The sequence below is a fragment of the Microbacterium oxydans genome, assembly GCF_000956525.1.
Lineage (GTDB): Bacteria > Actinomycetota > Actinomycetes > Actinomycetales > Microbacteriaceae > Microbacterium > Microbacterium oxydans_A.
The window spans coordinates 1-25,561 of the sequence record NZ_JYIW01000022.1 but is presented as its reverse complement, the minus strand read 5'-3'; the positions used below and the strand labels follow the sequence as shown (position 1 = coordinate 25,561).

25 protein-coding genes and 1 tRNA gene are annotated in these 25,561 nt (G+C 68.6%); 19 read left to right on the top strand and 7 right to left on the bottom strand.

The features are described from left to right. Positions 1–27 precede the first annotated feature (27 nt). The 4 genes from RS83_RS06445 (at position 28) to poxB (ending at position 6,125) form a co-directional block, all read left to right on the top strand. Positions 28–1,503, top strand: a complete 1,476-nt coding sequence (locus RS83_RS06445) for an NAD-dependent succinate-semialdehyde dehydrogenase (RefSeq protein WP_045278710.1) — start codon at positions 28–30, stop codon at positions 1,501–1,503. Between the two features lie 66 nt (positions 1,504–1,569). Next, entirely contained in the window at positions 1,570–2,934 is a 1,365-nt protein-coding gene (locus RS83_RS06440; protein ID WP_045278709.1) for an NAD-dependent succinate-semialdehyde dehydrogenase, read from the top strand. A gap of 380 nt (positions 2,935–3,314) precedes the next feature. Then, the gene (locus RS83_RS06435) at positions 3,315–4,133 is read left to right on the top strand and encodes an endonuclease domain-containing protein (protein ID WP_052678919.1); all 819 of its coding nucleotides are present in this window, start codon (positions 3,315–3,317) and stop codon (positions 4,131–4,133) included. A 270-nt stretch (positions 4,134–4,403) separates the two neighbouring features. Continuing rightward, positions 4,404–6,125 (top strand): ubiquinone-dependent pyruvate dehydrogenase, encoded by a 1,722-nt coding sequence (gene poxB / locus RS83_RS06430; protein ID WP_045278708.1) that lies wholly within the window; start codon positions 4,404–4,406, stop codon positions 6,123–6,125. Between the two features lie 200 nt (positions 6,126–6,325). On the opposite strand, the gene RS83_RS06425 is transcribed toward poxB, so the two are convergent. Then, a complete protein-coding gene (locus RS83_RS06425) occupies positions 6,326–9,124 on the bottom strand; it encodes a tetratricopeptide repeat protein (protein WP_045278707.1) in 2,799 nt (932 codons plus the stop codon). A gap of 43 nt (positions 9,125–9,167) precedes the next feature. Further along, positions 9,168–11,012 carry an HSP90 family protein gene (locus RS83_RS06420; RefSeq protein ID WP_045278706.1) on the bottom strand — a complete coding sequence of 615 codons (1,845 nt, stop codon included), beginning with the start codon at positions 11,010–11,012 and terminating at the stop codon, positions 9,168–9,170. A gap of 173 nt (positions 11,013–11,185) precedes the next feature. Between RS83_RS06420 and RS83_RS06415 the strand changes: the two genes are divergently transcribed. The 8 genes from RS83_RS06415 to RS83_RS06380 all read left to right on the top strand — a co-directional run bounded on the left by RS83_RS06415 (position 11,186) and on the right by RS83_RS06380 (position 16,544). After that, a tRNA-Trp gene (locus tag RS83_RS06415) sits at positions 11,186–11,258 on the top strand. 39 nt (positions 11,259–11,297) lie between these two features. Next, a complete protein-coding gene (gene secE / locus RS83_RS06410) occupies positions 11,298–11,570 on the top strand; it encodes a preprotein translocase subunit SecE (protein WP_045278705.1) in 273 nt (90 codons plus the stop codon). A 41-nt stretch (positions 11,571–11,611) separates the two neighbouring features. Next, a complete protein-coding gene (gene nusG / locus RS83_RS06405) occupies positions 11,612–12,667 on the top strand; it encodes a transcription termination/antitermination protein NusG (protein ID WP_045278870.1) in 1,056 nt (351 codons plus the stop codon). A gap of 292 nt (positions 12,668–12,959) precedes the next feature. Continuing rightward, positions 12,960–13,391 carry a 50S ribosomal protein L11 gene (gene rplK / locus RS83_RS06400; protein WP_045278704.1) on the top strand — a complete coding sequence of 144 codons (432 nt, stop codon included), beginning with the start codon at positions 12,960–12,962 and terminating at the stop codon, positions 13,389–13,391. Between the two features lie 11 nt (positions 13,392–13,402). After that, positions 13,403–14,089: a 50S ribosomal protein L1 gene (gene rplA / locus RS83_RS06395; RefSeq protein ID WP_045278703.1), complete on the top strand. Its 687-nt coding sequence runs from the start codon at positions 13,403–13,405 to the stop codon at positions 14,087–14,089. A 180-nt stretch (positions 14,090–14,269) separates the two neighbouring features. After that, positions 14,270–15,088, top strand: coding sequence for an amino acid ABC transporter substrate-binding protein (locus RS83_RS06390; RefSeq protein ID WP_045278702.1), 819 nt, complete (start codon positions 14,270–14,272; stop codon positions 15,086–15,088). 3 nt (positions 15,089–15,091) lie between these two features. Next, positions 15,092–15,757 (top strand): amino acid ABC transporter permease, encoded by a 666-nt coding sequence (locus RS83_RS06385; RefSeq protein WP_045278701.1) that lies wholly within the window; start codon positions 15,092–15,094, stop codon positions 15,755–15,757. Further along, positions 15,744–16,544 (top strand): amino acid ABC transporter ATP-binding protein, encoded by an 801-nt coding sequence (locus RS83_RS06380; protein ID WP_045278700.1) that lies wholly within the window; start codon positions 15,744–15,746, stop codon positions 16,542–16,544. The genes RS83_RS06385 and RS83_RS06380 overlap by 14 nt, the downstream gene beginning before the upstream one ends. A gap of 37 nt (positions 16,545–16,581) precedes the next feature. Here RS83_RS06380 and RS83_RS06375 read toward each other — a convergent pair whose 3' ends face one another. Then, complete coding sequence (locus tag RS83_RS06375) at positions 16,582–17,130, bottom strand: GNAT family N-acetyltransferase (RefSeq protein WP_045278699.1); 549 nt, start codon at positions 17,128–17,130, stop codon at positions 16,582–16,584. Between the two features lie 91 nt (positions 17,131–17,221). On the opposite strand from RS83_RS06375, the gene RS83_RS06370 reads away from it, so the two are divergent. Further along, a complete protein-coding gene (locus RS83_RS06370) occupies positions 17,222–17,575 on the top strand; it encodes an iron chaperone (protein WP_045278698.1) in 354 nt (117 codons plus the stop codon). 27 nt (positions 17,576–17,602) lie between these two features. Here the strand turns inward: RS83_RS06370 and RS83_RS06365 are convergent, their stop codons facing one another. Next, positions 17,603–18,265 (bottom strand): LysE/ArgO family amino acid transporter, encoded by a 663-nt coding sequence (locus tag RS83_RS06365; protein WP_045278697.1) that lies wholly within the window; start codon positions 18,263–18,265, stop codon positions 17,603–17,605. A gap of 70 nt (positions 18,266–18,335) precedes the next feature. Here RS83_RS06365 and RS83_RS06360 point away from each other — a divergent pair, with 70 nt between their 5' ends. Beyond that, entirely contained in the window at positions 18,336–19,229 is an 894-nt protein-coding gene (locus RS83_RS06360) for a LysR family transcriptional regulator ArgP (protein ID WP_045278869.1), read from the top strand. Here the strand turns inward: RS83_RS06360 and RS83_RS06355 are convergent. Together RS83_RS06355 and RS83_RS06350 are read right to left on the bottom strand one after the other, a co-directional pair. Then, positions 19,226–19,723: a MarR family winged helix-turn-helix transcriptional regulator gene (locus RS83_RS06355; protein WP_045278696.1), complete on the bottom strand. Its 498-nt coding sequence runs from the start codon at positions 19,721–19,723 to the stop codon at positions 19,226–19,228. The two genes, RS83_RS06360 and RS83_RS06355, sit on opposite strands and share 4 nt — an antisense overlap. Continuing rightward, on the bottom strand, positions 19,710–21,425 hold the full coding sequence (locus RS83_RS06350) for an MDR family MFS transporter (protein ID WP_082071558.1): 1,716 nt from the start codon (positions 21,423–21,425) through the stop codon (positions 19,710–19,712). Before RS83_RS06350 ends, RS83_RS06355 begins: the two co-directional genes overlap by 14 nt. Before the next feature lie 282 nt (positions 21,426–21,707). Here RS83_RS06350 and RS83_RS06345 point away from each other — a divergent pair, with 282 nt between their 5' ends. The 5 genes from RS83_RS06345 to RS83_RS06325 are packed head-to-tail and all read left to right on the top strand — an operon-like array spanning position 21,708 to position 24,752. Next, positions 21,708–22,343, top strand: a complete 636-nt coding sequence (locus RS83_RS06345) for a SipW-dependent-type signal peptide-containing protein (RefSeq protein WP_045278695.1) — start codon at positions 21,708–21,710, stop codon at positions 22,341–22,343. A 7-nt stretch (positions 22,344–22,350) separates the two neighbouring features. Further along, positions 22,351–22,968, top strand: coding sequence for a SipW-dependent-type signal peptide-containing protein (locus tag RS83_RS06340; RefSeq protein ID WP_045278694.1), 618 nt, complete (start codon positions 22,351–22,353; stop codon positions 22,966–22,968). A 37-nt stretch (positions 22,969–23,005) separates the two neighbouring features. After that, positions 23,006–23,626: a signal peptidase I gene (locus tag RS83_RS06335; RefSeq protein ID WP_052678917.1), complete on the top strand. Its 621-nt coding sequence runs from the start codon at positions 23,006–23,008 to the stop codon at positions 23,624–23,626. After that, positions 23,623–24,264: a hypothetical protein gene (locus RS83_RS06330; protein ID WP_045278693.1), complete on the top strand. Its 642-nt coding sequence runs from the start codon at positions 23,623–23,625 to the stop codon at positions 24,262–24,264. Before RS83_RS06335 ends, RS83_RS06330 begins: the two co-directional genes overlap by 4 nt. Next, positions 24,261–24,752, top strand: a complete 492-nt coding sequence (locus RS83_RS06325; protein ID WP_045278692.1) for a hypothetical protein — start codon at positions 24,261–24,263, stop codon at positions 24,750–24,752. The genes RS83_RS06330 and RS83_RS06325 overlap by 4 nt, the downstream gene beginning before the upstream one ends. Before the next feature lie 19 nt (positions 24,753–24,771). Here RS83_RS06325 and RS83_RS06320 read toward each other — a convergent pair whose 3' ends face one another. Further along, the gene (locus RS83_RS06320; RefSeq protein WP_045278691.1) at positions 24,772–25,464 is read right to left on the bottom strand and encodes a YqaJ viral recombinase family protein; all 693 of its coding nucleotides are present in this window, start codon (positions 25,462–25,464) and stop codon (positions 24,772–24,774) included. Between the last annotated feature and the right edge of the window lie 97 nt (positions 25,465–25,561).

Sequence of the window (25,561 nt, the reverse complement as noted above, 5' to 3'; positions counted from 1 at the left end):
CCCCCACTCCTCACAGAAAGAGAACCCATGAGCACTCAGATCGCACCGGCCGAGCAGGCACTGCTCGACAGCGTCCCCACCGGCCTCTTCATCGGCGGACAGTGGACGGATGGTGAAACCGGCAAGACCTTCGACGTGAAGGACCCGGCCACCGGCGCGGTCATCCGCACGATCGCCGATGCGACGCCAGGCGACGGCATCCGCGCGCTCGATGCGGCCGTCGCGGCGCAGGACGCCTGGGCGGCGACCGCACCCCGGAAGCGCAGCGACATCCTCCGTCGCGCGTTCGACCTCGTGCAGGAGCACAAGGAGGACCTCGCGCTGCTGATGACCCTCGAGATGGGCAAGCCCCTCGCCGAGGCTCGTGGCGAGGTCGTCTACGGCGGCGAGTTCCTCCGCTGGTTCAGCGAGGAGGCAGTGCGCATCAACGGCCGCTACGGCCTGAACCCCGAGGGCACCGGCCACATGGTCGTCTCGCAGCGCCCGGTCGGCCCGTCGTTCTTCGTGACGCCGTGGAACTTCCCTTTCGCGATGGCGACGCGCAAGATCGCACCAGCACTCGCCGCCGGCTGCACCGTGGTCATCAAGCCCCCGGCACTCACGCCGCTCACCACGATGTACTTCGTGTCGCTCCTCGAGCAGGCAGGGCTCCCCGAGGGTGTCGTGAACGTCGTGCAGACGTCGAAGTCGAGCGCGCTGTCCGCGCCGATCATCGCCGACCCGCGGCTGCGCAAGCTCTCGTTCACCGGCTCGACCGAGGTCGGCCGCAAGCTCATCGCCCAGGCAGCCGAAGGCGTGCTCCGGGTCTCGATGGAGCTCGGCGGCAACGCGCCGTTCGTGGTGTTCGAGGACGCCGATCTCGACAAGGCCGTCGACGGCGCGCTCGCGGCGAAGTTCCGCAACATCGGTCAGGCCTGCACGGCAGCCAACCGCTTCATCGTGCACAAGGACGTCGCCGGCGAGTTCGCCAAGCGCATCACCGCGCGTGTGAACGGCATGAAGATCGGCCGCGGCACCGAGGACGGCGTCGCGATCGGACCGCTCATCGACGAGGATGCCGTCGCCAAGGCGGGCGAACTCGTCGACGAGGCGGTCGGCCGTGGCGCGACGCTGCTCGCCGGTGGCAAGGCGCTCGAGGGCGTCGGCACGTTCTACGAGCCGACCGTGCTCACCGACGTCGTCGCCGGCAGCGCCATCCTCCGCGAGGAGATCTTCGGACCGGTGCTCGCGATCGCGACCTTCGAGTCCGAGGAAGAAGCCGTGCGCCTCGCCAACGACACCGAGTACGGACTCGTCTCGTACGTGTTCACCGAGAGCCTGCAGCGCGGGCAGCGGATGATCGATGCGCTCGAGACCGGCATGATGGGACTCAACGTGGGCGTGGTGTCGAACGCCGCGGCTCCCTTCGGCGGCGTCAAGCAGTCGGGCGTCGGTCGCGAGGGCGGCTTCGAGGGCATCCACGAGTACCTGTCGACCAAGTACACGCTGATCCCGGTCTCCTGAACACCCGGGTGGGGCCCTGAGCCTGTCGAAGGGCCCCACCGCTTCCCCCACCTGAGAGGACGAACCATGACCGACTACGCCGTCATCAATCCCGCCACCGGCGAGACGCTGGCATCCTTCGACACCTTCACGGACGCGCAGATCGACGACGCCGTCGCAGCGGCGGACAGCGCACACCGCGAGTGGTCGCGCTCGACCACCGTCGCCGAGCGTGCAGCGTTGCTGCGTCGCGCGGCAGAGCTGCACCGCGAGCGCCGCGAGGAGCTCGCCGACGTCTTCGTGCGCGAGATGGGCAAGCCTCGCGAGGCCGCCCTCGGCGAGGTCGACTTCGCCGCCGACATCGCCGAGTACTACGCCGACCAGGCCGAGGCCATCATGGCCGATCAGCCGATCGCGATCCTCGGCGACGGCACCGCCATCATCCGCCGGTCCTCGCTGGGGCCGCTCGTCGGCATCATGCCGTGGAACTTCCCGGCGTACCAGATCGTGCGGTTCGCGGCTCCCAACCTGATCGTCGGCAACACGATCCTGCTGAAGCCAGCGCCGCAGTGCCCCGAGTCGTCGACGGCGATCGAGGCGATCTACCACGACGCCGGATTCCCGAAGGGCGCGTACCAGAACGTGCTCGCCACGAACGAGCAGATCGCGACGATGATCGCCGACCCGCGCGTGCAGGGCGTGTCGCTGACCGGTTCGGAGCGCGCCGGCGCTGCGGTCGCCGAGATCGCCGGCCGCAACCTCAAGAAGGTCGCGCTCGAGCTGGGCGGGTCCGACCCGTTCATCGTGCTCTCGACGGATGACCTCGACGCGACCGTCCGTGCGGGCGTGGATGCCCGCCTCGACAACAACGGACAGGCCTGCAACGGCGCCAAGCGCTTCATCATCGTCGACGACCTGTACGACACCTTCGTCGAGAAGTTCACGGCCGCGATGGCAGCCGTCGAGGCGACCGACCCGACACTCGACGACACGGTCCTCGGACCCGTCTCGTCCGAGACCGCAGCCGAGAACCTGCAGAAGCAGATCGACCAGGCGGTCGAGCAGGGCGCGACGCTGCTGACGGGTGGCACCCGCGACGGTGCGTTCTTCGCACCGACCGTGCTCGCCGACGTGACGCCGGAGATGAACGTGTACCGCGAGGAGCTCTTCGGCCCCGCCGCGGTGGTCTACCGGGTCGCCGACGAGGACGCTGCGATCGAGCTCGCGAACGACACGACCTTCGGGCTCGGCTCCTACGTCTTCACGACGGACGCGGAGCAGGCGGAGCGCGTGGCCGACAAGATCGAGGCAGGCATGGTCTACGTCAACCTCGTGCTCGCCGACAGCCCGGAGCTGCCGTTCGGCGGCATCAAGCGCAGCGGCACGTCGCGTGAGCTGGGCCACCTCGCCGCGGACGAGTTCGTGAACAAGAAGCTCATCCGTATCGGCTGAGCGCTCCCTGCCGAGGAGCCAGAACACGCCGCCGTCCCGGCCGGGACGGCGGCGTGTTCTGCCCTCTCGCTCCCGCATCGCGGACTACCCTCGTGCCGCTGCCGCTGCCGCTGCCGCGGCCGCGTCCGCGACGCGGGTCCGCCCCTCCGCCGAGGGGTCGAAACACGCCGTGCCGGCCGAGCGGCCTGCGGCGTGTCTTGGCTCCTCACTCGGTCTGCACTGCGTGACCGTTGCGGCGAATCTCGCACAACGGCCGGCGCGTGGGGAGCATCACTCGCGGCGGACAGTTCCCGGGCGCGCACAATCGGCGGATGCATCCATCGCCGCTTCCTTCTCATCTCCCCGCTGCGTTCACCATCCGGGAGGCGCGTGGGCACGGTGTGAGCACGAAACGACTGCGCGCGAAAGACCTGAGCAGCCCGTTCCACGGGACGAGGACGAGCGGCACGCTGACGGACGTCGAGCGACTGCAGCTTCTCTTGGACGCGATCCCGGGTCATGCCTTCGCCTGCGGTGTCACTGCTGCCGCCCTCTGGGGACTTCCGCTCTCGCGGATCGTGGAAGCGGATGCCTGGGCGAGGCCGCGCATCGGTGTGCCGCGGCACGCGACGCGAGTGCGACGAGCTGACGTGTTCGGTCATCGTCTGGCGATCGAGGACGACGATGTGCAGTTCGTCCGAGGAATGCCATGCCTCTCGCCGGCCCGGACCTGGATCGATGTCTCGCGCACCCTTCCGATATCGGGCCTGCTGGCGGTCACCGATGCGCTCATCTCTCGCAGACGGCCGCTGGCGACGATCGTCGAGCTGGAGGAGATGCAGCAGCGGTACTCGGGCGGACGCGGTGCGCTCGCACGCGAACGGGCACTGCAGTTGGCTGATGACCGGGCTGAGTCTCCGCGGGAGTCGATGGTGCGCCTGATCCTCATCGATGCTGGCCTGGCGGCCCCGGAGTGCAACGTCGAGATCTGGGACGAGCACCGGTTCGTCGCCCGAGTCGACATGCTCTACCGCGATCGCAAGCTGATCATCGAGTACGACGGAGACCATCATCGAGATCCTGATCGATGGAGCCGTGACCAGATGAGGCGGGCAGAGCTCGAGGCGCTGGGGTACCGATACACGACGGTCACCCGCCGTGACATCGACGATCCGGATGCTCTCGTGCGTCGCATCCGTCGAATGCTCGCCTCCGCGTGATCCGCTCGCCTCCGCGTGATCCGCTCGCCTCCGCGTGATCCGCTCGCCTCCGCGTGATCTGCTCGCCTGAAGAGTCACGACCCGCCGCCGTCCGCCAACGGGTGACGGCGTGTTCTGGCCCCTCACCGTAACGGCGCTGCCGCATGGCCGTGTTCCTCCCGAGGGGTCAGAACGCGCCGTGCGGATCGAATGCGGCGGGGCGTGTCCTGACCCTTCGCGTCGGAGAACGGAGACGGGACCCGCGTGCGGGAGCAGGCGTAGGGTCGAAGCATGGCCAATGTCGCTGAGAACATCGTCAAGACTCTGCACGCCAACGGGATCGATCGCGTCTACGGTCTCCCCGGAGATTCGCTGAACGGCTTCACGGACGCCCTCCGAAAGGACGGCACGATCCGATGGGTGCATGTGCGGCATGAGGAGTCCGCTGCCTTCGCGGCGGCGGCGGATGCTGCGACCACGGGCCAGCTCGCAGTCGTCGCCGGGTCCTGTGGTCCAGGCAACCTGCACCTGATCAACGGCCTGTACGACGCGAACCGTTCGCGGGTGCCCGTGCTCGCGATCGCGGCGCACATCCCCACGAACGAGATCGGCACGGGGTACTTCCAGGAGACTCACCCGCAGGAGCTCTTCCGTGAGTGCAGTGTCTACGTCGAGTACGTCGCCGACCCGCGACAGATGCCGCGCCTGCTCGAGATCGCGATGCGCGCGGCGATCGAGAAGCGCGGCGTCGCCGTGCTGGTGATCCCCGGTGACGTCGCGCTTGCCGACATCGCCGATGACCGTGCGGTCGTGATCGAGCGCACCCGACCGGTCGTCGTTCCCAGTGGTGCCGAGCTCGAGCGTGCGGCGACGCTGCTGAACGAGGCCAAGAGTGTCACGATCCTGGCCGGTGCGGGTGTCGAAGGCGCGCACGACGAGGTCATCGCGCTGGCCGACCGCCTGGGCGCGCCGATCGTGCACGCGCTCCGCGGCAAGGAGTTCATCGAGTACGACAACCCGTTCGACGTCGGCATGACCGGACTGCTCGGCTTCGCTTCCGGGTACCGCGCCATGGAATCGGCCGATGCGCTGCTGGTGCTCGGCAGCGACTTCCCGTATGAGCAGTTCTATCCGGATGGCGCGACCACGATCCAGGTCGACATCCGCGGCGAGCAGCTCGGCAAACGTCATCCGCTCGATCTGGGGCTCGTCGGCGACGTCGGTGCGACCGCTGAGGCGCTGCTGCCGCGGCTCGCCGAGAAGGACCGCGGCCACCTCGACGACGCCACCGCGCACTACCGCAAGACCCGTGCGAAGCTCGACGATCTCGCGGTGCCGACCAAGGCGGGACGCCCGATCCATCCGCAGTACCTCGCCCGGCTGCTGAACGAGCAGGCGGCGGATGATGCGATCTTCACCGCCGATGTCGGCTCTCCCACGGTCTGGGCGGCCCGATACCTGCGGATGACCGAGCAGCGCCGCTTGATCGGGTCGTTCACACACGGCTCCATGGCGAATGCGCTGATGCACGGAATCGGCGCGCAGGTCGCGCATCCGGACCGTCAGGTCGTCGCGCTCGCCGGCGATGGCGGCCTCGCGATGATGCTCGGCGAGCTGCTGACCCTGACGCAGAACAGACTGCCGGTGAAGACGATCGTGGTGAACAACTCGTCGTTGAACTTCGTCGAGCTCGAGATGAAGGCCGCCGGCTTCGTGACCTACGGCACCGGCCTCGACAACCCGAGCTTCGCCGCGATCGCCGAGGCCATGGGCATCTTCGCGCGTCGGGTCGAGCGGAGCGAGGATCTCCCGGACGCCGTGCGCGAAGTGCTCGCCCACGACGGACCAGCGCTGCTCGACGTCGTCACCGAGCGACAGGAGCTGTCGATGCCGCCGGCGATCGAGGCCGCGCAGGTGAAGGGCTTCGCGCTCTACGCGATCCGCACGGTCATGTCGGGACGCGGAGACGAGCTGCTCGACCTGGCGAGGGCGAACTGGCGCCAGCTGTTCTGAGCGCCCCGATGCCGTGAGGGGCCAAGACGCGCCGCTGGCACGCGGATGCGAACGGCGCGTTTTGACCCCTCAGCGTGAACGCGGGAGCGCGAGCGCGCGACCGAGAGAGCGACCGTGACCGCGCGAGCGCGAGTGCGACCGCGCGAGAGAGAGCGCGACCGCGAACGCGTGAGAGCGACCGCGCGACCGCGCGACCCGGCTCAGCTCTCGATGAGCGCTCGAACCTCGGCGGCCTCGCCGTGGCGACCGAGCGCCTCGAGCGTGTTGCCGAGTTCCAGCGCCGCGACCTGCCGCAGCGGCGGGTGGGCCTCGCCGTGGTCCACGGCGCTGCGGTAGACGGCGACCGCATCGTCGGCGCGGTCGTTGCCGGCGAGCAGTCGAGCGGCGAACAGCTCTGACCCGCCGGCTGAACCGCTGTCACCGATCCCGGCGAAGGAGTCGGCGGCGGTGAGCACCGCGGCGACCGCCTCGTCGATGCGACCCACCTGGGCGAGCGCGCGCCCTCGTGAGTCGGTGACGTCAGCCAGCAGCCATTCGGCCTCGTGCTGCGTGGCGAGGGCGGTGACCTCGTCGAACAGCGCGAACGCGCGCTCATCCTGCCGTCCGCCGTAGATCTGGCCGAGGTTGTGCAGCACCTCCGCGATCGCGCCGACCGCATCCGGTGCCCGCCGCACGATCTCGGCTGCCGACTCCAGCATCTCCAGCGCGTCGTCGTGCTCGTCGAACTGCGCGAGGATCTTCGCCTGCTCGCTCATGGAGAGCGCCTGATCGGCGTGCTCCTCCGCCTCGCCGTAGAGGCCTGCCGCATAGCCGAACGCGCCGAAGGCCTGGCCGTGCTCGCCGGCAGCGCTCAGCGAGCGGGCGAGCATCGATGCGGTCATGGCGCGCGAGCCCGCCGCGACCTCGGCCTGCTCCTCCTGTTCGAGCACCGATCCGAAGAGTTCGGCCGCCTCCTCGGCATCCCCGACTGCGAGCATCGCCCGCGCCAGGCGGAAGTTCGCACCCGCGAGATCGCCGCCCTCCTGCGCGGTCAGGCGTGCCGTCACGCGGTAGCGGGCGACCGCCTTCTCGGGCTCGCCGGCGTCTTCCCAGAGCGCTCCGGCCAGCAGATGCGCCGATGCCAGGGCCTTGGTCGCGCCGATGCCCGCGAGCAGGCGGCACGCCTCGTCGGCATCCGTCGCACCCTCGCGGTACTCGTTCGTGCCGCCACGAACGCGCGCTCGCGTGTGCAGCGCCTGTGCCCGGTGGCCGATGCTGAGGTCGTCCTGCGCGAGGAAGCGTTCGAGGATCACCGAGGTCGCCTCGATGTCGTTCTTCTGCAGCACCGCGGCGATCGCGATGAGTGTCGTGGTGTTCGACAGCCGAGTGTCCTCCGCCTCGGCGAAGGCGCGCGCAGCCTGCTCGGCCAGGTCGAGGGCGGCATCCGCCTCGTCGGACTGCAGGTGCAGCGCGGCGCGGCTGATCGCGAGGTCTCCGCGCGACCAGGCGGGGAGATCGGATGCCTCGGCCAGCGCGTCTTCCAGGTCAGCCGTGGCCTCTGGCGTGTTCAGTCCGAACGTCGCGAGTCCGAGCCGTTCTTCGAGGTCGGCCTGCTCGACCCGGCCGGCCTCGCGCAGCGCCGCCACCCGCTCGGGCAGCAGCGCCAGGGCCTCGTCGGCGCGGTCGAGTGCCACCAGGATCCCGACATGCATCGACAGCAGCTGTGCGCGCTTGGCCGGATCATCGACGGCGAGTGCGCGGGGGAGCGCCTCGAGGGTCTCGTGCTCGGCGCCGAACTGGGCGAGCTCCATCACACGCTCGAACCAGCCGTCGGCGTCGGTCGGGGTGGTCGCCGGTGCGGTCGCCACGAAGGCATCCGATCGGATCGGCACGTCGTAGTGCTCGTCTGCGAGCGCCCGCATCCGCACGAGACTCTTGGCGTGCCCTTCGGTGCCGTCGCGGCGGTCGAACTCCGCGCCGATGTGCTCGGCTGCCGACCAGGCGACCGCGGCGAGCTCTGCTGCGCTCCAGACCCCTTCGTGCGCGCCGAAGAACGGCTCGAGTGCCGGTGACTCGGCGCCGCGCACCGGGGTGTCGCCGTGACCTGCCGCGGTGACGCGATCGAGTGCGAAGGCGAATGCCGCCAGCGCGGCGAAGTGCGCGTCGACGTTGAGTCCGTCGTGCGAGAGCCACGCGATGTGCCGTTCGACGAGTGCCAGTGCACGAGCCTCATTGCCGGTCAGCGCGGCGAACACGATGTTGTTCGCCACGATGCGCAGGTTGTCCGGGTTGTCCTTGGCGAGGCGGTAGCTGCGCAGGTGCGCGGTCTTCGCCTCCTCGCCGCGTCCGGCGCGCAGATACGGCACGAGCACTCGGGAGAGCGCGTGCTCGGGCTCCTCGCCGCAGGAGAAGCCGCCTTCGATCATCTCCTCGACCAGGCGGATCGCATCCTCATCGCGCCCTGTCTCCGCGAAGAACCCGGCGAACTGGCTGCGTCCGCAGGCGTCGCAGTGGCTGTGCTCGTCGCGGGGCGTCGCCTCGAGCTGCACGCGCAGCTGCTCGGCATCCTCGGTGCGGCCGGCGTCCCAGGCGTCCTCGAACCGGGCCGTGAGCACGCCGCTCATGCCGAGTCCGGCCGCACGGTAGTGCGACTCCATGTCGTCGAGCACTGCGACGATCTGCTCCTGCGAGAACGCGGGGGAGGAGCGCAGCGACGACGCCATCCACTTGAACTGCCACATCAGGTCGGCGCCGCCGTTGTCGAGGTCGGCGGGGAACCGCTGCGGATCCTGGTCGTGATGCGCCAGGCACCAGGCGAACGAGTTGAGCATCACGTCGGTGGCACCGGTCATGTTCGCCGAGGCGGTCTGCCGCATCCGAGCCTGGTATTCGAGCTGCTCATCGCCCAGCTCGATCGCGAGTGCGACCGCTTCGGCGACCAGTGCCTGCTCCGCTGGACCCCAGGGGGTGCGGTCGATCTCCTCGATGAGCTGCTGGAAGCGCTTCTTCGGACGAGCCATGCTGATGTGGTTCCCTTCGGGAGGACGGTGTGCGGCGGCAGGTTCAGTGCGCCTCGTCGAAGGGGATGGTGTCCCCTTCCAGCCCCGCGGAGAGGGAGACGAGGTCGCTGAGGGCGGTGGTCATGAGCCGCCGATCGGCATCGCTGAGCGGGTGGTGTCCGGCCAGCAGTGCCTGGATGTAGAGCAGCTGCACGGTACGGGCGAACACGGCGTCGTCGTCGACGCGCACGAGGGCCCTGACGACGCGGTTCGACCAGTTCAGGCAGAGCCGCGCGCTGAGGTCGTCGTCGCGGGCTGCCGAACGGGTCTGGTCGATGCGGTCGAGCACCCCGCCCCACAGCGACCCTGCGATGCCCTTGGTGCGGGTGCGGTCGATCGCGCGGAGCACCTCGGGGTCGGCCACGTACAGCCCCGCGAGGTCGGCTCGATCGATCGAGCGGACGACGACGGAGCAGTCGGATGCCGCCAGCACGGCCCCCGCACGGGCCTCCAGGGCGACCGCGGCGTCCCGGTCGTCGAGCGGCGGCGGGTCGAGCCGGTCGAGCTCGCCCGTCACATCGACCTGCTCGACCGTGACGGCGGGGTACAGCTCCGGGAGCATCCGGATGAGGTCGGCGTCGTACAGGTATCCGCCGTTCACGAGCACTTCGGAGCTCGGCGAGATGCCGGCGACCTGGCGGAACTCGTCGACGGATGCCGCATAGCGCACGTGCGGGTAGCGCTCGACGAGGTCGCCGATGGTGACGGTGCCGTGCGTGGTCTCGACCGTCAGCCAACGCGTGATGAACTGCGCGAGCTCCGGGTCGTGCCGCACGAGGGATTTCAGGCCGACCTCGTGGATCGCGACGAACTGCGCCAGGCGGTGCGGTTCGCGCAGGCCCAGCTCGAGCACCCATCTGCGGATGCCGGCGCCGAGCTGTTCGCGAACGCGTTCGAGTGCGGCGTCCTCCACGAGCGATTCGCGACTCGCGGTCGGCGCGAGTCCGGTCGAATCGATCACCGCCCGCACGAAGAACGCCCACTCCGGCAGCACGTCGTCGACGCGCTCGGCGAGCAGCATCCGCCCCAGATACATGCGCGTGGCCTGTCGGGCCCCTGGCGGCGGGGCGAAGGGCAGCACGTAGGCGAGTCCGCGCGTGCCGGTCGCCGATTCGCTCAACTCGATCACGTCGAGGGGGCCGGCGCCGAGCAGATCGCGCCCGTAGGACACGGCGGCTTCGACATCGGAGGCGGCGTCGAGGAACGGCGGCTCGCGGGTGATGTCGATCGTGCCGCCCTGGGCGTCGATCGTGACGCGGACCGGGAGGAACTCTCCGAACGTCGTCGCGAGCTCGTGCACGGCGGCCGGGCGGAGCAGCTCGTCGGCGTCGAACCGCGGCACCAGGTGCACGCTGGTGCCGATCGGCAGTGCCTCGTCGATCTCGGCGACCTGGAAGGTGCCGTCAGCGCTGCCGGTCCATTCGACCGAGGCGCCGCCCTTGGCGCTGCGCGAACGGATGACGATCGTGTCGGCGACCATGAAGCAGCTCAGCAGACCGATCCCGAACTGACCGAGGTAGTCGCTGCGCGGCAGGTCGAAGATGTCGCGCTTCGAGCTGCGTCCGACCGTCGCGAGCAGATCGGCGACCTCGGCCGCGGTGAGCCCGACGCCGTCATCGCGCAGCACGAACTCGCCGTTCTCCGCGGTCAGCGGTGTGATGCGGATCGTCCCGCCACCGCCGTCGACCTCACGCCGTGCCGCGATCGCATCGCGGGCGTTCTGCAGGAGCTCGCGCAGGTAGACCCTGGGGCTCGAGTAGATGTGCCGGCTGAGCAGATCGACGACTCCGCGCAGATCCACCTGGAACTGCTGCACTTCAGCGCTCACCGGCGCTCCCTCCTCCTGCATCCGCTCGCCGAGCCTAACAAGAACACGGGTTCCCGATCCCGGTTCGGCACCGCCGGATCGATGCCGTATGCTTGACGAGCAGTTGTTGTCTGCATTCTTTCGCCATGCCTCGGGTCCACGGACCTCCGGATGATGACAGGATGGAGACGACACCCCGAGACCTCCCGGTCTCTAGGGCGGTAGCTCAATTGGCAGAGCAGCGGTCTCCAAAACCGCAGGTTGCAGGTTCGATTCCTGTCCGCCCTGCGCGTCAGCGTTCGCTGACACACGAAAGGTACATTCAGGATGGATCAGGAAGACCCGCGCGGCGAGGTCGTCGCAGTCGGCGCCACCCGTGAGAAGAAGCAGGGCTTCTTCGGCCGGTTCTTCGGGGGCATCGCCCTGTTCATCCGTCAGGTCATCTCCGAACTGCGCAAGGTCGTCACCCCGACTCGCAAGGAGCTGTTCAAGTTCACCGGTGTGGTGCTCGTCTTCGTTCTGATCGTCATGGGCATCGTCTACGGCTTGGACACTCTGTTCGCGTACGTGACGCACTGGGTATTCGGAATCCCAAGCTGATGACGCCCGCGGCTCCGGCCGCAGCGAGGAGCAAGAACAACGTGTCTGAACGATATTCCGACGATGCCGACTGGGCGACCGCGGCAGAGCAGTCGAGCGAGGAAGACGAGGCCCAGGAGGGCAACGTCCTCGCTGCGGAAGAGCTCTCGGTGACCTCGGCAGAACATGTGGCGCTGCACGTCGAAGACGTGGACGGCGAAGAAGACGACACCGACATCGATGGTGACATCGAGGTCGACGACCCGGAAGCGGATGCGATTGTGAACGACGCTCTCAACCTGGACGAAGCGGCTGAGGCTGAGGCCGCCGCCGAGGTCCTCAACGACGCTGTGGCAGAGGAGACCGCCGAGCACGAGGCCGAGGCGGCCGACGAGGTCACCCCCTACGACGGTCCCGACATCAACGGCGAGGACGACCGCCCCGCGGCCGAGGGCGCTGACGACGACTCCCAGGATGCGGACGACGACGCCGAGGAGGACCCGTACGAGGCCTTCCGTCTCGACCTGCGCATGCTGCCGGGCAAGTGGTACGTCATCCACTCGTACGCCGGTTTCGAGCGCAAGGTCAAGGCGAACATCGAGCAGCGCAAGTCGACGCTCGAGGTCGAGGACGAGATCTACCAGATCGAGGTCCCGATGGAGGACGTCGTCGAGATCAAGAATGGCCAGCGCAAGATGGTCACCCGCGTGCGCATCCCCGGCTACGTGCTGGTTCGCATGGAGCTCACGGAGGACACCTGGTCGGTCGTCCGCCACACGCCTGGCGTCACCGGCTTCGTGGGCAACGCCCACAACCCGACGCCGCTGCGCTTCGAAGAGGCCTTCAACATGCTGAAGTCGCTCGTCGAGGTCAAGGACGTCCCGACCGCCAAGAACATCGCGTCGAAGGGCGGCGTCGCCGTCGCTCGTCCGCTGCCGGCCGAGGTCGACTTCGAGGTCGGCGAGACCATCACGATCAAGGAGGGCTCGTTCGCGGGTCTGCCCGGTTCGATCAGCGAGATCAAGCCGGAGAGCGGCAAGCTCACCGTCCTCGTCTCGCTCTTCGAGCGTGAGACCCCGGTCGAGCTGTCGTTCGACCAGGTCACGAAGATGGTCTGACACGTTTTCCCGAAACGGCCGTCCCCTCGGGGGCGGCCGTTTTCGCGTCCCCGCCCCCTGCTCGTGAGGGGTCAGAACGCGCCGCAGCGCGTCGGGCGGATGCGGCGTGTGCTGGCTCCTCAGCTCGGGGGATGCGGCGGTCGTCGCGCACGGCGGGATCGGGTAGACTTATGTGGTTTGTGCGATGGTCCCTGAGCTTGTCGAAGGGGCGCGCAGACGACCACGGGCCGGAGATGCCGGACCAGTGGGAGAAACGGATGCTCCGGCATCCGATTCGATGAAAGGAAAGAGAATGGCACCGAAGAAGAAGGTGACCGGCCTGATCAAGCTGCAGATCAAGGCAGGTGCAGCCAACCCGGCGCCGCCGATCGGCCCCGCGCTCGGTCAGCATGGCGTCAACATCATGGAGTTCTGCAAGGCGTACAACGCCGCGACCGAGTCGCAGCGCGGCAACGTCATCCCCGTCGAGATCACCGTCTACGAGGACCGCAGCTTCACGTTCATCCTGAAGACCCCGCCCGCAGCGGAGCTCATCAAGAAGGCCGCAGGCATCGCCAAGGGCTCTGCGACCCCGCACACGGTCAAGGTCGCGAAGATCACCAAGGCTCAGGTTCGCGAGATCGCTGAGACCAAGCAGTCCGACCTGAACGCAAACGACATCGAGGCCGCCTCGAAGATCATCGCCGGTACCGCCCGTTCCATGGGCATCACGGTCGAGGGCTGAGGAGAATAATCATGGCTAAGTCCAAGGCTTACAACGCTGCCGCCGAGAAGATCGAGGCAGACCGTTTCTACACCCCGTCCGAGGCAGTCGCCCTCGCGAAGGAGACCGGCTCGGCGAAGTTCGACTCGACCGTCGAGGTCGCGCTGAAGCTCGCAGTCGACCCCCGCAAGGCGGACCAGATGGTGCGCGGCACCGTCATCCTGCCCCACGGCACCGGTAAGACCGCCCGCGTCATCGTGTTCGCGACGGGTCCGGCCGCTGAGGCCGCGATCGCCGCAGGCGCCGACGAGGTCGGTGGCGCCGAGCTCATCCAGAAGGTCGCCGATGGCTGGACCAACTTCGATGCAGCCGTCTCCACCCCTGAGCTCATGGGCCAGGTCGGTCGTCTCGGAAAGGTCCTGGGTCCGCGTGGCCTGATGCCGAACCCGAAGACCGGTACCGTGACCCCGAACACGGCCAAGGCCGTCGAGGAGATCAAGGGCGGAAAGATCGAGTTCCGCGTCGACAAGCACGCGAACGTGCACTTCGTCGTCGGCAAGGCATCCTTCACCGCCGAGCAGCTGAACGAGAACATCGGCGCAGCGCTCGAGGAGATCGTCCGCCTCAAGCCGTCGAGCTCGAAGGGCCGTTACATCCAGAAGGGTGCGGTGTCGACCACGTTCGGCCCCGGCATCCCGCTGGACGTCAACGCCATCTGAGTCTGACTCTCTGAAATGCCCCCGGGTCCGCCCGGGGGCATTTCTGCATCCATGGCCAGCGGATGCAGAAATCCAGCGTCATGCGATGCGGAGTCCCCTGGCGCACCGCATACTGTGATGAGTCCAACAACCGCGCGCCACAGCATCCGCGCACTGCACCTACCCCAGGAGGGTTCCCTCATGTCCCGTCGTCTCATCGCCGTCACGGCTCTCGTCCTCACCGCAGCGGCACTCACCGCGTGCAGCGGCACCAGTGCCCCGGAGTCGACGAGCGGCGGCGAAAGCTCGGCATCCTCCGGCTTCGGCCTGGTGAGCGACGGTACCCTCACGGTCGCGACCGAGGGCACCTACCGCCCGTTCAGCTTCCACGCCGATGGCGGTACCGGCGACCTGACCGGCTTCGACGTCGAGATCATCCAGGCCGTCGCCGACAAGCTCGACCTCGAGGTGAAGTTCGAGGAGACCCAGTGGGACTCGATCTTCGCGGGTCTCGATGCCGACCGTTTCGACGTGATCGCGAACCAGGTCAGCATCAATGACGAGCGTGAGGCCAAGTACCTCTTCAGCGAGCCGTATACGGTCTCGCCAGGAGTCATCGTGGTCGCCGAAGACGACGACTCGATCTCCTCCTTCGCCGATCTCGACGGCAAGACCACGGCCCAGTCGCTGACCAGCAACTGGTACGAGCTGGCCACCGACTCCGGTGCCACGGTCGAGGGCGTCGAAGGGTGGGCGCAGGCGGTCGAGCTGCTGCGCCAGGGCCGGGTCGATGCGACCATCAACGACAAGCTCACCTTCCTCGACTACGAGAAGACCAACAGCCCCTCCGGTCTGAAGATCGCGGCCGAGACCGAGGATGCCGGTACGCAGGCGTTCGTGTTCACGAAGGACAAGACGACGCTCGTCGAAGCAGTCGACAAGGCCCTCGACGAGCTGCGCGCCGACGGCACGCTCGCGGAGATCAGCGACAAGTACTTCGGCGAAGACGTCACGCAGTAACGCATGGAGAACCCCTGGCAGCTGTTCCTCGACTCGCTCGGCCCCATCGCGCTGGCCGGCGTGACGGTGACCGTGCCGCTCGCGCTCGTCTCGTTCGCCATCGGACTGGTGATCGCGGTGGGCGTCGCTCTGATGCGAATCTCGGTGCAGCCGGTTGTGTCGGGCATCGCCCGGTTCTACATCTCGGTGATCCGTGGGACGCCGATGATCGTGCAGCTGTTCGTGATCTTCTACGGCCTCGGGTCGATCGGGCTCAAGATCGATCCGTGGCCGAGCGCGATCATCGCCCTGTCGTTGAACGTCGGCGGGTACGGGGCCGAGGTGGTTCGGGCGGCGATCCTGTCGGTGCCGAAGGGGCAGTGGGAGGCCGCGTACACGGTCGGGATGAATCGCACGCGTACGCTCACCCGCGTGATCCTGCCGCAGGCCGCGCGGGTGTCGGTGCCGCCGCTGTCGAACACGTTCATCTCGCTCGTGAAGGACACATCGCTCGCATCGCTGATCCTGGTGACCGAGCTGTTCAAGGTGGCGCAGCAGATCGCGTCGGCCACGCTGGAGTTCATGGTGCTCTACCTCGCAGCTGCGCTGGTCTACTGGGTGATCTGCCTGGTGCTGTCGTTCGGCCAGAGCGCGCTGGAGAGAAGGTTGGACCGCAATGTCGCGAACTGAACCGGGCGAGCCCCTGCTCACCGCCAGAGGACTGCGCAAGAGCTTCGGCGACAACGAGGTGCTCCGCGGCATCGACCTGACACTGCACCGGGGTGAGGTGGTCGTGCTCATCGGCCCCAGCGGTTCGGGCAAGACGACGGTGCTGCGCGCCCTGAACGGACTCGAGACGCCGGATGCCGGCACGATCGTCGTCGATGGTGGTCCCGACATCGACTTCGCCGCGGCGGCGAAGACGCCGACGCGCCAGCGTGCGCAGACACGGCTGGCGCTGCGTGACCGATCGGCGATGGTCTTCCAGCATCACAACCTCTTCCCGCACTTCACGGTGCTCGAGAACGTGATCGAGGGGCCGTGGCGGGTGCAGCGCCGTCCGAAGGACGAGGTCGTCGCCGAGGCGCTGGCGCTGCTCGACCGCGTCGGCCTGAGCGACAAGGCGGATGCTCGTCCGCACCAGCTCTCGGGCGGCCAGCAGCAGCGCGTCGGCATCGTCCGCGCGCTCGCGCTGAAGCCGGATCTGCTGCTGTTCGACGAGCCGACCAGCGCGCTCGACCCAGAGCTCGTGGGGGACGTGCTCGTCGTCATCAAGGAGCTCGCCGACGAGGGCTGGACGATGGCTGTGGTCACGCACGAGCTGAGCTTCGCACGCGAGGCCGCGGATCATGTGCTCTTCATGGACGGCGGCGTCGTGGTCGAGCAGGGGACTCCGGAGCGGGTCTTCACCGCGCCGCAGCATGAGCGGACGCAGCGCTTCCTCACCCGCATCCTCCGCCCGCTCGACGGGATCTGAGCGCGAGTATCGCCCGCTGGGCGGGGCGGGTCGTCGACTACCAGGGGCGCCCCTGGAGGTCGACATCGCCGGAGGGCCATTCATCGACCTCGCGTGCGGCCGCGCAGACCAGTATGGGGGCTCCCGGAGCTTCCCACACGTGTGTGCCGTCGCTCCTGGAGACGTGGCGTTCGGCGACGTGGACTCTGACCCAGCCGGCGCGCACGTAGAACGGCGCGGCAGCGGGGGCGCAGCCCAGATACCCGAACTCGATGTCCCTGCTCGCACGCATCGCCGCCTGCAACTCAGCGAGGAGGCGCATTCCGAGGCCGCTGCCGCGCGCCTGTGGGCCGACCAGCATCCCTCCGGTGCCGGCGACGGTGACCATACGGTCCCCGACTCGGATGGTGCGGCGCTGATATCCGACGTGTCCGAGCGCCCGGCCGTCGCCGGCGATGATGTGCACGTCGGCGGGGGCATACCCGTATGGAGCATCCGGATCCCAGTCGCCGTGGGCGGCGCCGTATTCGGCATCGAAGAGCGTCCGCAGTTCCGCAACGTCCTGCGTGGTGAGCGCATCGTGTCGGACTCGACGAAGGGCGGTCATGAATTCGATATTCGCAGATGGGGACCGGAACCGGCGGATCGGAACCTGACCCGGACTCGCGGGTGGCTGTTCCAGGTGGCAGGATGCCGTGATGGGCACCATCGACGACTACGTGGCCGACCTCGATCCGGCCGATCGTGACAGCATCCAGCGGGTATACGCCGTCGCGAAGACGCTCGCCCCGGATGCGGAGCAGGGGAAGGGCTACGGGATGCCGGCGCTCGTCTACCGTGGGAAGTCGCTGCTCTCCGTGATGCGCGCGAAGAAGCACATCGGCGTCTATCCGTTCAGCCCTGCGGCGGTGGCGGAGGTCGCGGACCTGCTCGCGGATCACCCCGGAGTCAGCGTCGAGAAGGGCACCATCCGGTTCCAGCCCGAGCATCCGCTGCCGGTGAGCGCGATCACTGCGCTCGTCCATGCGCGTATGGCGCAGATCGACGGATAGCGCGCAGACTCGACGCCTTGCCGCGGATCAGCCGCCGAGCACCGGCAGCACCAGGCTCACGGCGATCGACACCATCACGACCGCGATCACCGCGTCGAGGATGCGCCATGACAGCGGGGTCCGCAACCAGCGGCCGACGTAGCGCGCGCCGAAGCCGAGCGCGGTGAACCAGAGGATGCTGGCGGTGACGGCTCCGGCGGCGAACAGCCAGCGCTCCTCGCCATGCGTCGCCGCGATGGAGCCGAGCATCAGCACCGTGTCGAGATAGACGTGCGGGTTCAGCCAGGTGAGGGCGAGCACCGTGGTCAGCACCGGCGCCAGCGGCGTGCGGGTGCGGGTCGCGGTGCGCGTACCGCCGGACGCCGTCGACATCGAGTCCTCGGCGCTGTCCACCTGCAGAGCGTCGCCGGTGCCGCGCCAGGCGCGGCGCGCAGCCAGCAGTCCGTAGACGAGCAAGAAGGCGGCCCCCGCCCACCGGGCCACCACGATGAGCCAGGGTGCTGCGGCGATCACCGACCCGAGGCCAGCGACCCCGGCGATAATCAGCGCGGCATCCGAGAGCGCGCACACGATCACGACCGCGAGCACGTGCTGCCGACGGATGCCCTGGCGGAGCACGAACACGTTCTGGGCGCCGATCGCGACGATCAGCGAGAGGCCGAGGCCGAGGCCGGCGAGGACGGAGAGCATGCGATCAGCCTACGAACGCGGCAACATCACCACCAGCGAGGATTCCTACCGAACCATTAGCATCGCTTATGTGAGAATCGATCCGGAACTGGCTGCCACCGTCGCTGCGGTCGCCGACGAGGGAACGCTGGATGCCGCATCCCGCCGACTGCGCATCACACCGTCCGCCGTGAGTCAGCGACTCAAGACACTCGAACAGCAGCTCGGCCGCATCCTCATCGTGCGTTCGAAGCCCGCGCGACTGACCCAGGCGGGGGAGGCGGTCGTGCGGCTCGCTCGTCAGATCGCCCTGCTCGAACACGATGCGCTGGCCGGGGTCGGGCTGGATGCCGAGAGCGGCGCCCGGCGGACCACGGTGCCGCTCGCCGTGAACGCCGACTCCATGGCGACGTGGTTCCTCGCTCCGTTGGCGCGGCTGTCGGCCCGGCACGACATCGACTTCGATCTGCACCGCGACGACCAGAACTTCACCGCTCGTCTGCTCGAGTCAGGCACGGTCATGGCCGCCGTCACGAGTGAGAACGTGCCCGTCGCCGGCTGCTCGGTCACGCCGCTCGGCGTGCTCGAATACGAGGCGGTCGCGGCGCCGGCGTTCGCCGAACGGTGGTTCGCCGACGGGGCCACGCCGACCGCGCTCGGGGCAGCACCGTTCGTCGACTTCGACCGCCGTGACACGCTGCAGCACGAGTGGCTGCGCGAGCGCGGCGTGGCACAGCAGGGCGTGCCGCGGCACTACGTTCCGGCGTCCCATGACTACGCGCTCGCGGTCGAGCTCGGACTCGGCTGGGGCATGCTGCCGCTGCCGCAGGGATCGGACGGGCTGGTCCGACTCGGTGGACCGACGTTGCGCGTCGCGCTGTTCTGGCAGCAGTGGAACCTGCGTTCGGAGCTCCTCGACACGATCGCGGCCGAGGTCGCCGCCGAGGCTCGGGCCGTGCTGCAGCCGCGAGGACAGGTCGACTAGCCGGCGGACTCCTGCTCGCCGGCGCCGGGGTTCACGCCCGACGCCAGCGCGTGCAGCAACCGGGTGAGGTTGCCGATGTCGGTGAGGTCCCAGTCGTGCAGGGTGCTCATCAGCATCCCCTCCTGCGGCGCGCGGGCAGCCGCGAGCCGCTCGGCGCCGAGCGGGGTGAGCCGCAGCAGCGAGGAGCGGCCGTCGCTGGGATCAGGCGTGCGCACGATGAGTCCGAGGTCCTCGAGCTCTCTGACGGTGCGGCTGACCTGGCCCTTGTCCATCAGCATCCGCTCCGCCAGCGCGGATGCCGTGACCTGCTCGCATCGCGCGATGGTGGTGAGCGCCTTGTACGCACCGGGGAGCATGCCGGGGCTGACGCGGTTCGCGTTCTCCATGATCAGCCGACGGAAGTGCGTGATCAGCTCGCTGAACTCCGCCTCGAGGGCGCGGACCGCAGCGGTCCGCGCCTCGGGGGATTCGGCCTGGCGGTCAGTCTCGGTCATCGGCGTTCCGGTCGCTGGAGCGTCCTGAGACCACCGTGACCGTTCCGGTCGTCGCACCCGAGAGCGCGGTCGCGTCCGCGATCGCGACATCGGCTGCGTCGTCGACGACACCGCCGTCGGCGGCATCCGTCTTCGTGGCGTCGGCGTGGGCCCGCTCGCTCGTCGTCATCGTGGTCAGCGGCTTGTTCGGCAGGAACAGGATCGCGATCAGGCTGATGACGGCCAGCGGGATGCCGATGAGGAACGCGTGCGAGATCGCCTGCGCGTAGAAGTCCTCGATGATCGAGCGCACCGGCTCCGGGAGCAGACGCACCTCGGGGAGCGTGCCGCTCGAGAGCTGCGCTGCGACTTCGGCACCCTTGTCGCCCAGTTGCGCGATCGCTGTGCCGATGCGCTCCTTGCCGTCGGCGAACAGGGTCGTCAGGGAGTTCGCCAGCACGGCGCCCATGACGGAGACGCCGACCGTGCCGCCGAGGCTGCGGAAGAACGTGACGCCGGAGCTGGCGACGCCCATCTCGCTCGGCTTCGCGACGTTCTGCACGATCAGCACGAGGTTCTGCATCGTCATGCCGACGCCGGCTCCGGTGAAGAACATGTACAGCGAGACGAGCGCGAAGTTCGTGTCGTAGTGCAGCGTCGACAGCAGCGTGGAACCGGCGATCAGCAGCACGGAGCCGAGGATCAGGTAGCCCTTCCACTTGCCGAAGCGGGTGACGAGCTGGCCCACGATCATCGATGAGAGCAGGAGTCCGGCCATCATCGGCAGCGTCATGAGGCCGGCCTCCGTCGGCGAGGCGCCGCGGGACAGCTGCATGTACTGGGCGAGGTAGACCGAGGTGCCGAACATCGCGACACCGATCGAGATCGACGCGATCACCGAGAGGGTGAAGGTGCGGCCCTTGAAGAGCGAGAGGGGGATGAGCGGCTCGCGCACCTTGTTCTCGACGATGATGAACGCGACGGCGGCGATGATCGAGCCGCCGACCATCAGCACGGTCTCGGTGCTCCACCAGTCGAAGGTGGACCCGGCGTTCGTGATCCAGATGAGGATCAGCGAGACGGCGGCGGAGAGCAGCACGATGCCGGTGTAATCGATCGATGCCTTGCGCGTGCGTGCGGTGCTGATGTGCAGCGTCTTCTGCAGGATGATCAGTGCGGCGATCGCGAAGGGGAGTGCGACGAAGAAGTTCCAGCGCCAGTTCGCGACATCCGTGATCCAGCCGCCGAGCAGCGGGCCGCCGACGGTCGCGACGGCCATGACGGCGCCGAAGAGGCCCATGTAGCGGCCGCGCTCACGCGGGCTGATGATGTCGGCCATGATGACCTGGCTGAGAGCTGCCAGGCCACCGCCGCCGATGCCCTGGATGGCGCGGAACGCGATCAGCGTGTTCGTGTCCTGGGCGAATCCGGCGGCAGCCGTCGCGCCGACGAAGATGACGATCGCGAGCTGGATGAGCAGCTTGCGATTGAACAGGTCGGCGAGCTTGCCCCAGATCGGCGTCGAGATCGCCGTGGTCAGCAGGGTGGCGGTGATGACCCAGGTGTACGCGGCCTGGTCGCCGCCGAGGTCGTGGACGATGACGGGCATCGACGTCGAGACGACCGTGGTCGCGATCATCGAGACGAACATGCCGAGCAGCAGCCCCGTGAGGGCTTCGAGCACCTGACGGTGCGTCATCTTGACGGGTGACTCCGTGGTCATGGCGGACCTTTCGTGTGGGCGAGGATCAGTGGTTCCGCGACAGCTCTGGCGCGCACGAGATGGTTGAACTTCGTCAACCATACGCTTGTGGTTGACATGCGTCAACTATCTCCGTGATGAGGTTGTGATCGGATGCGCGCAATGAGTGCTGGTCCTGCGCGAATTAGCCTTGTCACCTGGGATTTGTCTCGGGAGGATTGGGTACGGCTGTACACGCAGGTCCCTGAGGGGCGACCGGTTCACGCGTTCCCACGGTCGCCGGATTCCTGAGGGGGATGGTTCATGTCGAAGAAGAGCAATCAGCGCAAGGTTCTCGCGGTGCTCGCAGGAGGACTCGTGCTCGGAGTCGGCGTCGCAGCGACGCTCGCCGCCTGGAACGACTCGGAGTTCGCGACCGGAACGTTCACATCCGGCTCGTTCAACCTGCAGGGCTCGACCACGGGTGACATCTCGGCGAACTACAGCGACCACAACGTCGACACCGGTGGCACGGCCGCGTCGCTCGCCTTCACACTGCCCGCCGGCCTCGTCGGCAACATGTCGCCCGGTGATTCGGTGTACGCCGGGTTCTGGGTCCGGCTCGCGGCCGGCACGACCACCGGCGCGAACCTCGTCGCGAACGGGACGACCGCCGACGCCGCAGCCACCTCGAACTCCGGCCACCTGGGGTACCAGGTGTACCAGCTGGCACCGGGAGCGACCTGCAACGCGGCATCCGCGACCGGCACCCCCATCGCGACCGGCGCGACCCTCGACGTCCAGACCGGGGTGACGACCGTCGCCCTGACCAAGGGCGCTGACGCCGCCACCGCAGGGACGGCCGTGCAGCTCTGCTTCAAGGTCACCGGTGATGCGACGCTCAAGCAGGGCACCGCGACGACGGCCACCTGGAAGTTCACGGCCACGTCGACGAACTGAGCCGGCCATGACAACCCGCAGCAGCATGCGGGAGGCGAGACGATTGCGCTCCCGCCGCATTCGCGCGGTGCTCGCCGGCGGACTCGTCTTCGGCATCGGGGCGGCTGCGACGCTCGCCGCCTGGAACGACTCCGAGTACGCAGCGGCGACGTTCCAGGCGGGACGGTTCGACATCGTGGGAGCGGTCGACGGCGCCACCTTCGCGAGCCACGCGACGACGGGCGCCGCGGCGACGCTCAGCTTCGCCCTCGCGCCGACGGCCATGGCGCCGGGCACGACGACGTATGCGCTGTTCAGCGTCAAGACGGCGAACCCCTCGGTGGCCGGCACCCTGCAGCTGAACGCCGGCACGCCGGGCGGCACCGGCCTCGCGACCTACCTCACCTACGGGGTGCGCACGATCGCGGGCACCACCTGCAACGGGACCACGTATCCGGCCGGTACGGCAGTCGTCGCTGACGGCTCGGCGCTGACCGCGAACGGAGCGACGACGCAGGCGGTCACGGCGAACGGCGGCGCACCGGTGAACTACTGCATCGCGGTGACGCTGCCCACGACGGCGGCCAACGCGGCGCAGGGTCTCACGATGACGCAGACCTGGCAATTCATCGGGACCTCGTCATAGGCGAACGGATGCCACGGGGACGAGCACGGAGGGACGGATGAGCGCACCGGTGACCAGACGCAGTCTGCGCGAGCAGGCCGTGGTCGCCGCGCCCGGCGTCGGGGCGGTGGTGGTCCCAGAGCCGGGTCCGCGGCGTGCCCGGCCCGGTGGTCTCATCGCCGATGTGCTCCTGTGGATCGCAGCGATCGGCGGTGCGGTGTGCATCCTGCTCGTCATCCTGGCCTTCACCGCCCACATCACGCTGATCATGTTCAGCACCGGATCGATGTCGCCGACCATCCCCGCCGGCTCCGTCGCCGCGGTGCAGCGCATCGACGCGGCGCAGATCGCCGTCGGGGACGTCGTGACGGTCGACCGCGCGGGCGAGCTTCCGGTGACCCACCGGGTGACGTCGATCGAAGCCGGCTCCACGGCTGCCGAGCGGGTGATCACGATGCGCGGCGACGCGAACGCGACGGAAGACGCGTTCCCGTACACCGTCACCTCGGTGCGCATCGTGCTGTTCTCCATCCCCGGCATCGCGACGGCGGTCGCGGGAATGAGCAATCCGGTGCTGCTCGGCGGTCTCACGCTCGCCGCGACGGTGCTCGTGGTCTGGGCGTTCTGGCCGCGCTCGCCGGGTGGGTCACGGCGCCGACGAGCAGGCGGTGCGACATGAGGCGACCTCCCACTGCCGCACCGTTCGCCGTGCTGCTCGCTGCAGGGGCGCTGCTCGTGGCAGCACCGGCGGGGGCCGCTCCGACGACCCAGGTGATCCAGGGGGATGTGCTGCGTCTGGTCTCGGTCGCGGACTGGGACGCGGCATCCAGTCTGCGCCCTGGCGCCCCGGTGCAGTGGGACGTCGCGATCAGCGCTGATGCCCCGGATCCCGGACTGGTGAGCATCGGCGTGAGTGCGTCGGGCTCAGCACCATTGCTCGTCGACGTCTCGCTCTGCGCACGTGCATGGGAGGCCACTGGATGCCCCGGCGGCGCGACGGCGCTGCGAACGGCCTGGAGCATCCCGCGCGACGGTGCCGAAGTGGAGCTCACCCGGATCGCCGACGATCAGACCGCGCATGTGCGTCTCGCGATCACGCTCGATCCGGATGATGTCGGAGGCAGCACCGAGGTGCGCGTGCATGCGCGAGGTGCCGGCGAGTCGGCGGTCGTCGGTCCGGGTGGCGGACTGGCCACGACCGGACTGCCTGCCACGACGCCGTCGATGTTCGGCGGCGGAATCGTGCTCGCGGCTGTCGGTGCGCTGCTCGTGCTCGGGCGACGACGTCGAGCGGTGAGCGGGGCGGGGCCGTCATGAGGCGCTCACGCAGACTGCTCGCCGGTGTCGTCGGGCTCGCGGTGCTGGTCGGCGTCGCCGCGCTGCCGTCAGTGCAGATGACCGAGGCGCGGTTCACCGACAGCGAGTACTCGGCGGCATCCTTCACCGCGTCGACGCTCGAGACACCGGTCATCACGTCCTGCACCGTGACGAGCTTCCTCGGCTCCTTCACCGGATTCACGATCACCTGGACGTCGCCCTACCTCAAGGTGCAGGAGCGTCTCTCGATCAACGCTGTGGCGGTCGACAACGCCAACGTCACGCAGACCGGCAGCGGCCCGTACACGTACTCCGCCACGATCTCGTCCACACTGTTGAACACGTTGCTCGGCTCGTTGCTCGGCTCGTCGAACACCGTGCGGGTGGAGTCGATCTACGCGGGGACGTCGTGGGCGTCGCCTGCCGCGACGAAGACGCTGTCGGTCGGGGGACTGCTCGGCCTCGGCGGCAACAACACCTGCACCTGAGCGCCGTGTCAGCCTCGGGTCACTCGGCCAATGCGAGTGCGCGGAAGGCGTCGCGTTCGCGGAGGTGCTCGCGTCGGCTCGCGGCAGCGGCTGCCGTCGCATCCGCGATCCGGGTCGGCACCTGCATGCCGGTCGTGCGGCGGTAGAGCTCGTCGATCAGATCCGTGGCGAGGCCGACCAGCTTGGCGATCTCACGGTCGTCTCGGTCGATCCACACGCAGCGGGGCTCATCGTGGATCGGCGCGAAGTCGACGTGCTCCTCCCAGACGAACAGCGTGCGCTCGGCGCCGAGCACGTGCTGCTGCCACCAGACCTGACGCAGGTAGGTGCGGGGGATGCCGCGGAACGCCTTGTTCGTCGTCTTGATCTCGGCGAGCTTCACGCGGCCCTCGGCGTCGACCGCGATGCCGTCGGGCGTGGCCAGGTGGCGGTGCTCGACCTTCGCGCGGAAGAGCGCGGACGAGGGGAGGATGCCGTGCGTCGCCGCGACCCACGCCGCGATCTCGGGCTCACGACGGCGTCCGTGATCCGTGTACGCGTTGCCGCCGAAACGGGGGCCACCGCCGAGTTTGGCGTCCGCCGCGCGGACGATCGACTTCTCGCTGGTGAGGCCGGCGACGTCGGTCGCGGTGATGCCGCGGGATCGTGCTCGCAGCCATGCGACGCGGTCGCGGGAGTCCGCGACGATGCGTGCAGCGAGCTCCTCATTCACCCTCTGAGCCTAACTCCACCCGCCGACCTCGTCCCTCGCACACGCCGCTCCGCGGCATCCCTCGCCCTTCCTTCCGGTCCCCCTCGCCCTTCCTTCG